Annotated in this window: 13 protein-coding genes; 7 read left to right on the forward strand and 6 right to left on the reverse strand. The window is 71.6% G+C overall.

What is annotated here, in order from left to right; all coding sequences use genetic code 11:
• Positions 1-50 precede the first annotated feature (50 nt).
• From DEI83_RS12250 to DEI83_RS12260, 3 genes are read left to right on the forward strand one after another with little or no spacing between them, the layout of a single operon-like run.
• Entirely contained in the window at positions 51-656 is a 606-nt protein-coding gene (locus DEI83_RS12250; RefSeq protein ID WP_111082233.1) for a TetR family transcriptional regulator, read from the forward strand.
• Between the two features lie 38 nt (positions 657-694).
• On the forward strand, positions 695-2,251 hold the full coding sequence (locus DEI83_RS12255; protein ID WP_111082234.1) for an FAD-dependent monooxygenase: 1,557 nt from the start codon (positions 695-697) through the stop codon (positions 2,249-2,251).
• 3 nt (positions 2,252-2,254) lie between these two features.
• The gene (locus DEI83_RS12260; RefSeq protein WP_111082235.1) at positions 2,255-2,611 is read left to right on the forward strand and encodes a hypothetical protein; all 357 of its coding nucleotides are present in this window, start codon (positions 2,255-2,257) and stop codon (positions 2,609-2,611) included.
• A 68-nt stretch (positions 2,612-2,679) separates the two neighbouring features.
• On the opposite strand, the gene mnhG is transcribed toward DEI83_RS12260, so the two are convergent.
• From mnhG to DEI83_RS12290, 6 genes are read right to left on the reverse strand one after another with little or no spacing between them, the layout of a single operon-like run.
• Entirely contained in the window at positions 2,680-3,045 is a 366-nt protein-coding gene (mnhG, locus tag DEI83_RS12265; protein WP_111082236.1) for a monovalent cation/H(+) antiporter subunit G, read from the reverse strand.
• Positions 3,042-3,455, reverse strand: coding sequence for a hypothetical protein (locus DEI83_RS16005; RefSeq protein WP_181431209.1), 414 nt, complete (start codon positions 3,453-3,455; stop codon positions 3,042-3,044). Before DEI83_RS16005 ends, mnhG begins: the two co-directional genes overlap by 4 nt.
• Entirely contained in the window at positions 3,452-4,033 is a 582-nt protein-coding gene (locus DEI83_RS12275) for a Na+/H+ antiporter subunit E (RefSeq protein ID WP_111082237.1), read from the reverse strand. Before DEI83_RS12275 ends, DEI83_RS16005 begins: the two co-directional genes overlap by 4 nt.
• Complete coding sequence (locus DEI83_RS12280; protein ID WP_111082238.1) at positions 4,030-5,757, reverse strand: Na+/H+ antiporter subunit D; 1,728 nt, start codon at positions 5,755-5,757, stop codon at positions 4,030-4,032. The genes DEI83_RS12275 and DEI83_RS12280 overlap by 4 nt, the downstream gene beginning before the upstream one ends.
• Positions 5,754-6,242 carry a Na(+)/H(+) antiporter subunit C gene (locus tag DEI83_RS12285; protein WP_111082239.1) on the reverse strand — a complete coding sequence of 163 codons (489 nt, stop codon included), beginning with the start codon at positions 6,240-6,242 and terminating at the stop codon, positions 5,754-5,756. Before DEI83_RS12285 ends, DEI83_RS12280 begins: the two co-directional genes overlap by 4 nt.
• Positions 6,239-9,148, reverse strand: coding sequence for a Na+/H+ antiporter subunit A (locus DEI83_RS12290; protein ID WP_309146594.1), 2,910 nt, complete (start codon positions 9,146-9,148; stop codon positions 6,239-6,241). Before DEI83_RS12290 ends, DEI83_RS12285 begins: the two co-directional genes overlap by 4 nt.
• 204 nt (positions 9,149-9,352) lie before the next feature.
• Between DEI83_RS12290 and DEI83_RS12295 the strand changes: the two genes are divergently transcribed.
• The 4 genes from DEI83_RS12295 to DEI83_RS12310 all read left to right on the forward strand — a co-directional run bounded on the left by DEI83_RS12295 (position 9,353) and on the right by DEI83_RS12310 (position 13,191).
• Entirely contained in the window at positions 9,353-9,973 is a 621-nt protein-coding gene (locus DEI83_RS12295; protein WP_146241624.1) for a DedA family protein, read from the forward strand.
• Between the two features lie 119 nt (positions 9,974-10,092).
• On the forward strand, positions 10,093-11,001 hold the full coding sequence (locus tag DEI83_RS12300) for an SMP-30/gluconolactonase/LRE family protein (protein ID WP_111082242.1): 909 nt from the start codon (positions 10,093-10,095) through the stop codon (positions 10,999-11,001).
• 17 nt (positions 11,002-11,018) lie between these two features.
• Positions 11,019-12,170 carry a 23S rRNA (uracil(747)-C(5))-methyltransferase RlmC gene (gene rlmC, locus DEI83_RS12305; protein ID WP_111082243.1) on the forward strand — a complete coding sequence of 384 codons (1,152 nt, stop codon included), beginning with the start codon at positions 11,019-11,021 and terminating at the stop codon, positions 12,168-12,170.
• Between the two features lie 337 nt (positions 12,171-12,507).
• Positions 12,508-13,191, forward strand: a complete 684-nt coding sequence (locus DEI83_RS12310; RefSeq protein WP_111082244.1) for a transglycosylase family protein — start codon at positions 12,508-12,510, stop codon at positions 13,189-13,191.
• Positions 13,192-13,274 lie beyond the last annotated feature (83 nt).

The following is a 13,274-nucleotide window of genomic DNA, read 5'->3' on the forward strand; positions in this document are numbered from 1 at the left end:
GCCCATCGGGTAAATTTGCCTAATGGGCAAATAGGGCCTAGCTTGGTGTCATGACAGACGAGGTCTCGTTCCGCGAGCAGAAGAAGGCAGCGATCCGTGACGCATTGAGCGTGACGACAGTGCTGCTCGCCCGGGAGCGCGGGCTCGACAACGTCCGCGTCGAGGACATCGTCGGCCGGGTCGGAGTGTCGAGGCGGACGTTCGGGAACTACTTCTCGAGCAAGGAAGACGCCATCGCAGACCGCCACGTGCAACGCGTCCGCGCAGCGGCCGTCGATCTGCTGCAGCGGCCACGCGAGGAGCCGCTGTGGACTGCTGTCACGGAGGCGCTGCTCGCTCCGTACGAGGCGGAAGAGGCGACGGTCCCCTCGCAAGCGGAGCAGAGCGGGCTGCTCGCAGTGCTGTCGATTCCAGGCATGCAGTCCGCCGTCGACCGAGGTGCCCGCGCGGCGAACGCCGTGTTCACGACCGCCATCGCGGCGCGCTGTGACGCAGCACCGGATGACCCCGTGCCTGGTCTGGTGTCCGCCGCGGCGCTGTCGACCTTGTTGACGACGCTGGAGTCCTGGGCGGCGCGCGCAGAGCCGCAACCCCTGCAGCCGTTCCTCCGAGCTGCGTTCCGACTCCTCGGCGAGGGTTTCGACCAACTCCGCTGACCACTCACTCCGCGAACACCGTCAGGAAGAAGATCGTCATGTACGACGTCGTCATCGTCGGAGGCGGACCCGTGGGCGTCTTCGCCGCCTGCGAGCTGAAGCTCGCGGGTGCGAACCCCCTCGTCCTCGAACGTCTCCCCGAGATCAACCAGTGGGACAAAGCGCACGGCTTGACCGGACAGGTCGTCCGACTCCTGGACCACCGCGGCTTGTTCGAGCAGTGCGCTGGGACGGCCGTCCCGGTGCCTGCGCCGAGCTTCTTCTTCGGAGCACTGCCCCTTCCACTCCATGTGCTCGGCGACCACAACCCGATGTACCTGCTCCACATCAACCAGCGCGACCTCGAGCGCGTCCTCGACGACCGCGCAGCAGAACTCGGCGTCGAGATCCGTCGCGGCGTCGAGATGCGTTCCTTCGCGCAACACGACGACACCGTCACCGTCGACGTGGTCGACGCCGCGACCGGTGCGGAGCGGACGGTCTCGGCGCAGTACTTGGTGGGGAGTGACGGGGCGCGGAGCACGGTGCGGAAACGCTCCGGTATCGGCTTCCCCGGCAACACCGACCACCACATCGTCGACCGCACAGCGCTCATCGCCCCGACTCCGCAGCTGACGCCCGCCGGCCCCGGGAAAGTGCACGTTGCAGGTCTGGGGGAGATCGCAGAGAGCTTCCACCGCACCGAGACCGGCGTCGTCACCATCGCCCTCCGCGACCCGGAGCACCCGCTGGTCCACACCGCCGAATGGGAGGACCACCCCGACCGCAGCTTCCCCGGCGAGGGGGCAGCCATGACGCTGGCCGAGATGGAGGACAGCCTGGAGCGCGTCCTCGGTGTCCGCGTCGACCTGCATGCGCCGGCCGAGGGTGAGCCGACGTTGCTGCGCCGTCTGTCCGGTCGGAACACCCGCGTCGCCGACCGCTACCGCGAGCGGCGGGTGTTCCTGCTCGGTGACGCCGCACACGTGCACTCCGCCGCCGGCGGACCAGGCCTGAACCTCGCACTGCAGGACGCGGCGAACCTCGCCTGGAAACTCGCCGCCGTCCTCCACGGCTGGGCCCCCGCGGGCTTGCTCGACACCTACGAGACCGAGCGCCGCCCGCTCGGACAACGCGTCTTCATGCAGACCCAAGCACAGACCGCGCTCATGGCGCCCGGCTCGGACGTCACCGCCCTCCGCGACCTGTTCGCCGAGATGCTCACCGACACGACCACCGTGCAGCGCATCGCAGATCTCCTCGCCGGGTCCGACGTCCGCTACGACATGGGTTCCATGGACTCCAACGGCCCCACCGGACGGTTCGCGCCGTCGACGACGGTCGAGCTCGTCGACGGGACCATTCGCAGGATCCCGGAACTGCTCCGCAACGCCCGCCCGATCCTGCTCGACGCGACGGGCGAACACCGCGACACCATCGCCCCGTGGAACGACCGCGTCGACCACGTGCCGCTGGCCACGACCCACGAACAGACCTCGATGCTGATCCGACCCGACGGGTTCATCGCCTGGTCCGACACCGACCCTGCCTCCCTCACCGAGGCGCTCTCCGCCTGGTTCGGAACACCCGAACCCGGCTCCACCGGAACGGTGTGAAGCGTGGACCTCGACGTGATCGGAGCCGCGATCGTCTCGATCAGCGGTGCGCTCTTCGCGACCGCTTCGGTCTGGTGCCTGGTCGGCCTCTTCCTCAGGACGCGAGGGAAGCCCGTCCTCCCAGCAGCTTCCAGAGCCCACCTGTTCACCTCGGCATCGACGGTCTTCGTCGGGCTCGTCGTCCACATCATCGGTTTCTTCCCCGAAGCCTTCGTGCTCATCTCCGCGGGTGCCACGTCAACGCTCGTCGCCGTCTCCGTCGCACGGACGACGGAACGCACCACTCCCGGCCGGGTTGCGGGACCAGCACTCCTCATGGCGAGCGGGATCGTCGCGCTCACGATCGGGCTGCTCATCTGACCGCTGAACGGGCCCAGGTGGGCAGGAGTTCGTGCGTGAGCACGGCGGCTGAGACGGGTCGTCGGCGGTCAGGCTTCGGTGTCGTCGACCAGCAGGTCCTCGTGCCGGTAGTCGCCCGAACGCAACCCGGCGCGGGCGATCATGTGCGTCGACACCGGCACGAGCGCCAGCTGGAACACCAGCGCCGGCAGCACCACCCAGAGCGCCGTCCACGTCCAGACGGCGACGACGACCGCCGCCAGGCAGCAGGCCAGCCCGAGCACCTGGGGCTTCGCCATCGCGTGCAGCCGGACCAGCGGGTCCGGGAAGCGCACGATGCCGATCGCCGCGGCGAGGGACAGCGAGGCCCCCACGAGGAGCAGTGCGAGGGCGATCCACGCGCGGATGCCGGCGTCGTCGAGGAACGCCTGCAGCATGTCCGTCATCTCGGTCATCGCCGGCCTCCCGCGGTGTGGCCGTGCTCGTCCTCGGCTGCGGCGTCGTCGGCCTGACCGGCGACGGTGGCCTCGTCGGCTGCCTCCACGGCGTGCTCGGGGGTGGTGGCGTCCATGCCCTCGTCCTCCGGGTCGGTCGACGGGGTGACCGCGCGCGCGACGGCGACGGTCGCGAAGACGCTCGTCGCGGCGATGACGACCAGCACGGGCACGGCGCTGAGGTCCTGCCGGATCACCACCGCGGCGGCGATGACGAGCAGCACGGTGGTGAGCACCATGTCCGACCCGATCATCCGGTCGAGGATCGTCGGCCCGCGCACGATGCGCCCGACCGCGAGCGCCAGGGTGACTCCGAGGAGCACCAGCACGAGGGCGACCCCGACGGCCATGACGGCGAGGGCGGCGCTCACCGGGTCACCTCCGGCAGCGGCTCGGACAGTTCCGACACGTCCTGCTTCGAGCCGATCGCGCGGATCACGAGCGCCTCGATCGTCAGCGCCTCGCGGCGGGCGTGGTCGACCTGCTCGACACGCTCGGTGTCGAGCACGTGCAGGAGCAGGCGTCGTCGGCGCAGGTCCTCGTCGATCACGTACGAGCCGGGGACGAGCGAGATCGCGATGGTGGACAGGGTGAAGGTCATCTCCGACGTGGTGTGCAGCTGGACGAGGACGATCGAGCTCCTCCGGACGCCCCGGGGTCGGACCGCCACCCACGCGATCCGGAACGACGCGACGACGACGTAGCCGGCCCAGACGACGAGGAACCGCAGCACCTGGAGCACGGAGAACCGAGCGGACAACGGCACCGGCGGCAACGGCAGCAGCTGCGTGACGAGCAGCGCGACGACGAGCCCACACAGCAGGGTGAGCGGTGTCCAGTTGCCCCAGAGCAGTGCCCAGAGCACGGTCAGCCCGGCGACGAGGGGCACGTCGTAGCGCCACGCCAGTGCCATCCGGCGGGCGTTCGTGAACCGGCGGACGTCCGTCATCGTGCCGCACCCCCGAGCACGGCCTGCACGTAGCGGTCCGGGGACTCGAGCGACTCGGCGGCGCGGGTCGCGTAGCCGTAGAGCGGTCCGGCGACGACCGTCAGGGCGACGGATCCGAGCACCGCCACGGTCGTCACGGCGACGAGCATCGGGGGCAGTTTCGTCCGGGCGTGCTCGGACGACGGCGCCTCGCCGTGCTCGTGCGTGTCCGACTTCGTCGGGTCGTCGAGCGTACCGATCGAGCCGTCCCCGGCCGGGGCGCGCACGACCGCGGCCCGCGCACCATCGCTGGCGGAGCCTCCCGGCCGGTCGTCGCCCTCCGGCACGGTGACGGGGGCGGGTTCCGGCGCGCGCAGGTGCTCGTGCGGTTCGGCGACGCTGGCATGCGGCGCCGCGGCCTCGGCAGCGGGCTTCGGCCGCCAGAAGGCGGCGTCCCAGACGCGCATCAGCGCGTACAGGGTCAGGAGGCTCGTCACGACTCCGGCGCCGATCGTCAGGTAGGCCAACGGCGAACCGTCCTCCGCCGCTGCGCGGAACAGGCCGAGCTTGCCGATGAAGCCGGAGAACGGCGGGATCCCGCCCAGGTTGAACGCCGGGACCAGGTACAGGGCCGCGAGCAGGGGTGCCGCCGTGAGGAGGCCGCCCAGCGAGCGGGTGGAGGTGGTGCCGCCGACCCGCTCCATGAGCCCGGAGACCAGGAACAGCGTGGTCTGCACGACGATGTGGTGCACGGTGTAGAAGACCGCCGCCGCCGTGCCGACCACCGACCCGAGGCCGATGCCCATCACCATGAAGCCGATGTGGCTGATCAGGGTGAAGGACAGCAACCGTTTCACGTCGGTCTGCGACACCGCGCCGAGCACCCCGACGATCATCGTCAGCGCCGCGACCACGAGCAGGACCGTGTTGAGTTGCGGCCGGGGGAAGATGATCGTCTCGAGCCGGATGATCGCGTAGATGCCGACCTTCGTGAGCAGGCCGGCGAACACCGCGGTGACCGGTGCGGGGGCGGTCGGGTAGGAGTCCGGCAGCCAGAACGCCAGCGGGAACACCGCCGCCTTGATGCCGAAGCCGATGAGCAACATCGTGTGGAGCAGCAGTTGGACGTGCTCGGGCAGGTCGGCCACCCGTTCGCTGATCTGCGCGATGTTCACGGTGCCGGTCGCGCCGTAGACCAGGCCGATGGCGGCGAGGAAGATCGACGACGAGATGAGGCTCGTGATGATGTACGTCGTCCCGGCCCGCACGCGCTGCACGCTGCCACCGACGGTGATGAGCACGTAGCTCGCCACCAGGAGCATCTCGAACGCGACGTACAGGTTGAACAGGTCGCCGGCGATGAACGAGTCGAGGACGCCCGCGGCGAGGACGAGGTACGTCGGGTAGAAGATCGTGACCGGGGCGTCCTCGTCGTCGTCGGCCAGGCCCTGGCCGATCGAGAACAGCAGGACGACGAGCAGCACCGACGCCGACACGGTGAGGAGCAGGGCGCTCAGCCGGTCGACCACGAGCGAGATGCCGTACGGCGCCTGCCAGCCGCCGACCTGCACGACGATCGTGCCGTGCCGGTCGACGAGGACCATGAGGGCCACGGCCACGGCGACCGCGATGACGAGCACCGCGACCGTGATCGCACGCTGCAGCTGCTGGTGGCGGAGCAGGCCGAGGGCGACGGCGGCGCCGAGCAGGGGGACGAGGACCAGGAGCGGGACGAGGGAGGTCACGGGCGGGCCTGCTCTCGGTCGGTGTCGTGCGGGGTGGTGACGTGCGGGTCGTCCGCGTCCTCCGGGGCCTTCGGGTCGCGCCGTGCACGCGGGTCGTCCTCTTCCGCCAGCTCGGGGTCGTCGTCGGCCGGGTCGTCCCGGTCGTGGCGGATCGCGACGTCGGCCTCGTCCACCTCGACCTCGTCGGCGCGGGACAACCGCCAGGAGCGGTGGATGAGCGCGAGGAGGAACGCGCTGACGGCGAAGGTGATGACGATCGCGGTGAGGGCGAAGGCCTGGGGGAGCGGGTCGGTGATGCCGTCCGCGGTCTTCCCGATCGGCGGGTCGCCCGCGGCGCCGGACATGGTCAGCAGCAGCAGGTTGAGCGCGTTGCCGAGCAGGAGGAAGCCGAGCAGCATCCGGGTCAGGGAGCGTTCGAGGAGCAGGTAGACGCCGCACGAGAACAGCACGGCCATCGCGATGACGAGGACGAGGGTGACGGTCATGCGTTGGTTCCCTCCATGGTGTCAGCGGTGGCGGTGGCGGTGTCGGTGCCGGTGGTGGTGGTGCGACGGTCCGCGATGCGCTGGCGGTCGACCTCGGCCCCGAGCGAGCGGAGGACGTCGAGCACGAGCCCGACCACGACGAGGTACACGCCGATGTCGAAGAACGTCGCGGTGACGAACTCGACGTGCCCGAGCACCGGGACGGTCGCCTCGAAGAACTCGGAGTAGAGCGCCTCCTTGCCGGCGACCATCGGCACGATCGCGGTGACGGCCGCGGTGGCGACCCCGAGTCCGAGGAGACGGCCGGCGCGGATGGGGGCGGCCGCACCGAGTTCGGCCGGGCCGCCCGCCAGGTACCGGGCGGCGAGGGCGATGCCGGCGACCAGACCACCGGCGAAACCACCACCGGCCGAGTTGTGGCCGGCGAACAGCAGGTACAGCGACAGCACGATGAGCCCGTGGAACAGCAGGCGGACGACGATGTCGAGCAGCGCGGAGCGTCCGGTCGGGATCGCGGCGCTCGTCGGGAGCCACGCGCGGGGTTCGCCGTCGGCCCGGTCGTCGCCGCTCGCGACCGACGAGGGCATGTCCCGGAGGCGGGGCAGGGTGTCCTCGCGGGAGTTCACGAAGATGAGGCTCGCGACGCCCGTCGCCGCAGCGACCACGACGGTGAGCTCACCGAGCGTGTCCCAGCCACGCAGGTCGACCAGGGCGACGTTGACCACGTTGAGTCCGTGCCCGAAGGAGCTCGTCAGAGCGGGCAGGTCCGGCCAGAGCGGTTCGGCGGTACGGGCGGAGGCGGCGACGATGACCACGACCGCGAGGGTGATGCCGGCCAGGGCGGCGAAGAAGGCCCGGAGCACGCGGAAGCGCGAGGGGTTGGCGGTTCCGATGCGCGGGGGCAGCCGACGGAGCACGAGCACGAAGGCGATCAGGGTCACGGTCTCGACGACGAGCTGCGTGAGCGCGAGGTCGACGGCGCCGTGCAGCAGGAAGAGCATCGCGGTGCCGTAGCCCGTCACGCCGACCAGGACGGCCGCGGCGAACCGGGTCTTCGCGGCGAGGACGGCGACCGCGGCGGCCGACATCACGAGGACCACGGGGATCTGCCCCCAGGTGTCGGCGAAGCGGACGTGGAACGACCACGGACCGCCGACCACGAGGTTCGCGATGGCGCCGGCGACGAAGACCGACAGGATGACGGTGAGGTAGTAGGGGAGCGAGCCGCGCTGGAGACCGGCGGTGAGCCAGGTCGCGAAACGGTCCAGGCCGCGCATCATCCGTCGGTAGTTCGCGGACGCCGACGGGGAGCCCGCCAGGCGGTGCTGCACGGCCTCGACGCGGGTGCGGAGCAGGAAGAGGACGGCGCCGCCGACGAGGGTCAGCGCCGAGATGCCGAGCGCCGGTTCGAGACCGTGCCAGAGCGCCAGGTGCGGGACCTCGCCGGAGCCGTGCCGTGCTGCGGCCGCGGCGGACTCGAAGCCGTGCGCGACGGACGGGGTCGCGAGCCCGAGCACGAGGCCCGTGACGCCGAGCACCGACGGGACGACGCCCAGGCCGTGCAGTGCGTGCGGCTCGGTCTGCGGGACGCCGGACTTCCGCGCGAAGGTGCCCCAGAAGAACCGGCAGGAGTACGCCACCGTCAGGACGGAGCCGAGCGTGACCCCGACCAGTGCGACCCAGGCCCACCCGGCGTCGGCACTGTGCAGCTCCTCGACGAACCCGGTGAGCACGGCCTCCTTCGCGACGAAACCGATGAGCGGTGGGATGCCCGACATCGAGGCGAGCGCGAGCACCGCGACGGCCGCGAGCCACGGTAGCCGACGCCCCACACCGCTGAGCTTCCAGAGGTCGCGGGTGCCGGCGACGTGGTCGACCGTGCCGACGACCATGAACAGCGTCGACTTGAACGTGGCGTGGGCGACGAGGAGCACGACCCCGCCGAGGGCGAGTTCCGGCACGCCCCACCCGCTCGCGAGCACGAGGAACCCGAGCTGGGCGACCGTCCCGTAGGCGAGCAGCAGCTTGAGGTCGGTCTGGCGGAGGGCCCGGTACCCGCCGACGAGCATGCCCAGCACCCCGAGGACGGTGATCGTCTCGCGCCACCCGTCGAGCAGCGCGAACGCCGGAGCGAGCCGGGCGACCAGGTAGATGCCGGCCTTGACCATCGCGGCGGCGTGCAGGTAGGCGCTGACCGGGGTCGGCGCGGCCATCGCTGCGGGCAGCCAGAAGTGGAAGGGGACGATCGCGGACTTCGTCAGTGCGCCGACGAGCACGAGCACCACGGACACCGACACGGCGGTGCCGGTCGGCGGTGCGGCGATGATCCCCGACAGCGAGGTGGTGCCGGCGGCGACGGACACGACGACCAGGCCGGCCAGCATCGCGAGCCCGCCGGCCGTGGTGACCACGAGCGCCTGCATGGCCGCAGCGCGACTGGCGCGCTTGACGGCGTCGTGCCCGATGAGCAGGTACGAGAAGACCGTCGTGGCCTCCCACAGGACGAACAGCACGATGACGTCGTCGGCGATCACGAGGCCGTACATCGAACCGGCGAAGGCGGTCAGCACGCCGGCGAACCGACCGAGTCCGGGCTCGTCGTCGGGGAAGTACGACGCGCAGTAGACGAGCACGAGGGCTCCGACCGCGGTGACCACGAGCGCGAGCACCCACGACAGCGCGTCGACCCGGAACGCCAGGTCGAGGGCGAGTTGGGGGATCCAGCGCACCCGCTCGGTGACGCCGGTGTCGAGGGCGGACCGGGTCTGCGTCAGGGTGAGGACGGCGGCGGCCACGGGGGCGAGGGCGGCGACGAAGAAGACGCGGCGCCCCAGCAGGGGGGTGAGTGCGGGGACGACGAGTGCGATGACGCCGAACGCGATGAGGACGGTGGACAAGCGGGGCACCTCCTCGGGGGTCGGGCTGCAGTCCGGCTCTCTTGGTTCCTCACAGCCTACGGAGAGGTGGATGGGCAGACCCTGTGGAGTCCGTCAGGTTCGCCCGCACGGGTGCATGCTCCGCACACAGGTCGGCGGTCGGCCGACCCGTCGAGCGCCGGGACCTGGGATGATCGTCAGCGGTGCGCGCTCGGCGTGCCGTGGAGGTGACCGGTGGACGCAGCAGAACAGATGGTGCTGCAGCTCGTCGGCACCCCGTGGGCGTTCCTCGCCGTCGGACTCGTGCTCGCGGTGGGCAGCGTCGCGGTGTTCCTCCCCAGTCAGGCGATGGTCGTCGCGATCGGCACGCTCTTGGTCGGCGGGGACGGCGGCCTCCTGCCGGTGGTGTTCCTCGTCGTCGCGGCGACGATCGGCATGGTGCTCGGGGACCTCGGGCTCTACCACCTGGCGCGATCCGCGGACCTCGGCTCGAGGTCGTGGTTCACCCGGCCGAAGGTCAGCAAGGCACGGGAGGCGATCGACGAGCGGTACCGCGCCGCCCCAGGTCGCATCGCCGTCCTCGGTCGGTTCATCCCGATGGGACGGCTCACGACGAACCTCGTCGGCGCCGACAGCGGTCTCGACGTCCGGCGCTTCCTGCTCAGCTGCCTGCTCGCCGACGTCGTCTGGGCGGCCTACTGCGTCGGCATCGCGGCGGCCACCGGCGGGTGGAGCCGCGACCGGCCGTTCCTCGTGACCGTGCTGGCGGTCGTGGCCTCGATCCTCCTCGGGCTCGGCATCTCGGCGGTCGAGAAGGCCCTGCGCCGACGCGGTGAGGCGGCGGCAGCGGCCTGAGCCGCCCGCACCGAGCTGATCGAGCCGCCCGTCCCGCGCGGCTCGGACCGCCCATTCCGCGGGGGGTCGACGAGTCGGGCCCGTAGCGTGGCCGTACTGTCCGTGTCCGAAGGAGAACCGTGCCCGCGCCGAGCCTCACCGACCTCGTCCCCGACCCGACCGCGCTCGAGACGCTCGACACCGGCAGCACGTGGGCGGAGGGGCCCTGCTGGATCCCCGCCACCCGCACGCTCCGCTGGTCCGACATCCCCGGGGACCGTGTCCTGCAGTGGTCGGCGGCGGACGGCGCCGTCACGGAGTACGCCACGGGGGTCGAGTTCACCAACGGCCGGACGCTCGACCGCGACGGCTCGGTGGTGCAGTGCTCGCACGGGCTCCGGCGCGTCGAGCGCGACCGGAACGGCACCGTCACGCCGGTGACCACGAGCTGGGGTGCGGTCCGCTTCAACTCCCCGAACGACGTCGTCGTCACGCGGGACGGCAGCGTCTGGTTCACCGACCCGGCGTACGGCATCACGCAGCCGCGCGAGGGACACCCGGGCGCGCGGGAGTACGGCGACCACTGGGTGTTCCGCTGCGGGCCGGACGGCGAGGACCTCCGGCCGGTCGTGCTCGACGTCGACGAACCGAACGGACTGGCCTTCTCGCCCGACGAGCGGGTGCTCTACGTCGCCAGTTCCGACCGAGCCCGGCCGGTGATCCGGGCCTACGACGTGGTGACGGACGGCGACGCCGCTCCCGGCGTGCCCGGCGTCCGGGTCAAGAACGGCCGCGACCTCGTGCGCTTCGCGCCGGGTGAGGGTGTGCCGGACGGCATCCGCGTCGACGAGGGGGGCCGGCTGTGGTCGTCCTCCGCCGTCGGGGTGTTCGTGCACACCGCGGACGGCACGCGCATCGGGACGGTCCCCGTGCCCGAGGTCGTCGCGAACCTCTGTTTCGGCGGCGACGACGGCCGCACCCTCTTCGTCACCGCGACGACCTCGGTGCACCGCATCCGGACCACGACCCGGGACGCCGCCCGCCGCTGACGTATCCTGGCTCGGCCATGCAGTGCGACTACTTCGACCGCGGGGTGTGCCGGTCGTGCACCCTGATGGGCCAGCCCTACGGCGACCAGGTGCTCGACAAGGAGCTCCGCACCCGTGAGCTCCTCCACGACGCGGTCGAAGCGGCCGGCGGCCCCGGGGCGGTCGAATGGCTGCCGGCGGTCACGAGCCCCGAGTCCGGCTACCGCAACAAGGCGAAGATGGTCGTCGGCGGTTCGGTGCAGCACCCGACGGTCGGCATCCTGGACGAGCGGCAGCGCGGGGTCGACCTGCGGCACTGCGGCATCTGCACACCGGGCATCCAGCGCGCGCTCCCCGTGCTCGCCGACTTCGTGTCGTCGGCAGGGCTCATCCCCTACGACGTCCGGCAGCGCCGGGGCGAGCTGAAGTACGTGCTCGTCACCGAGTCGCCGGACGCCGAGCTCATGGTGCGGTTCGTCCTCCGCTCCGAGGGGCAGCTCCCGCGACTGCGCGAGCACCTCGACGCGCTCCGACGGGTCCTGCCGCAGGCGGTCGTCGTGACGGCGAACCTGCTGCCCGAGCACAAGGCCGTCACCGAGGGGGACCGGGAGGTCGTCCTCACCGAGCAGCAGACCCTCCCGATGCGCCTCGGTCCGGTGACGATGCACCTGCGCCCGCAGAGCTTCTTCCAGACGAACACCGCCGTCGCGACGCAGCTGTACGCCCAGGCGTCGTCGTGGATCGACGAGGTCGACCCGGTGTCGATGTGGGACCTGTACTGCGGCGTCGGCGGCTTCGCCCTGCACGCCGCTCGTCCGGGCCGCGCGGTCACCGGGATCGAGACGAGCCGTGAGGCCATCGTGTCCGCCAAGCAGTCCGCGCGCGAGGCGGGCCTGTCCGACGTCCGGTTCGCCGCCGACGACGCCACCGCGCACGCCCTGCGCACGCGGCCCGGTTCGACGCCGGAACTCGTCGTGGTGAACCCACCCCGGCGCGGCATCGGGGCCGAGCTGTCGGGGTGGTTCGAGACGTCGGACGTCCGTCACGTCGTCTACTCGAGCTGCAACCCGGTGACCCTCGCGCGCGACCTCGCGGCGATGCCGTCGTTCCGGCTGCGGCGGGCCCGCGTCCTCGACATGTTCCCGCAGACGGGGCACCTCGAGGCCGTCACGCTGCTCTCGCGGGACTGACGGACGGGAGGCGCGGTGCGGGCCGGTCACGGCCCTCCCGTCGGGGTCCGGTACCGCCCGCAGCCGGATTGCCAGGGAACTCGGAAGGTCGTGTACCCGGGTACGTGCCGATCGCCGCAGGCGTGCCGATCGAGGCAGACGTCGAGGGGCGAGGGGTACATACCACTGACGGGCAGAACCATTTGTCTCAGTTTGATAACGAGCCAGAGTTTCCTATGGTGGCCGACCGTGACGCCGGCGCGGAGGCTGCCCCCGGCGACACCATCAGACTGACCGCGATCGGTCGGGGTGGGCAGCCGCGTCGGGAACGACGACGCGACCCCGGTGGAGCAACGACATGAAGAACCACACCCGAACCCGCGCCCTCGTCGGCGGACTCGCCTTCGCCGGCATCGCCGCGACGGGCGTCGGTCTCGCGGCTGCACCGGCCAGCGCGGCCGACGGCTCGACCTGGGACGCCCTGGCAGCCTGCGAGTCCAGCGGCAACTGGGCCACGAACACCGGCAACGGTTACTACGGTGGCCTGCAGTTCACGCAGAGCACCTGGGCCGCCAACGGCGGCACCGGCAGCCCGGCGGGCGCCAGCCGTGAGACGCAGATCGCGGTGGCCGAGAACGTCCTGGCCACGCAGGGCTGGGGCGCGTGGCCGGCCTGCTCCGCGAAGCTGGGCCTGAGCGGCACCAGCGGTGCGGCCCCGGCACCGGTCCAGCAGCCGGCCGCTTCGGCACCCGCCCCGGCGGCACCGGCGGCCCCCGCCCAGCAGGCGGCTCCCGCCGAGCAAGCCGCGCCCGCGCAGCAGGCGGCTCCGAGCACGCCGGCTCCGTCGGCGACCTCGAGCAAGCCGGCCGCCGTGGCCACGAGCGGCAAGACCGTCAAGGTGGTGTCCGGCGACACGCTCGACACCATCGCGACGAAGCTCGGCATCGAGGGGGGCTGGAAGCAGCTGTGGGCGGCGAACACGTCGACCATCGACGACGCCAACCTCATCTACGCGGGGCAGACCCTGCAGCTCCCGGCCTGACGCCCAAGCGTCGCGCAGCCGATCGGAAGCGCCCCACGACCTCGGTCGTGGGGCGCTTCGTCGTGGGGCTCCGGTCGCCGGCG

Source organism: Curtobacterium sp. MCBD17_021 (assembly GCF_003234525.1).
Taxonomy (GTDB): domain Bacteria; phylum Actinomycetota; class Actinomycetes; order Actinomycetales; family Microbacteriaceae; genus Curtobacterium.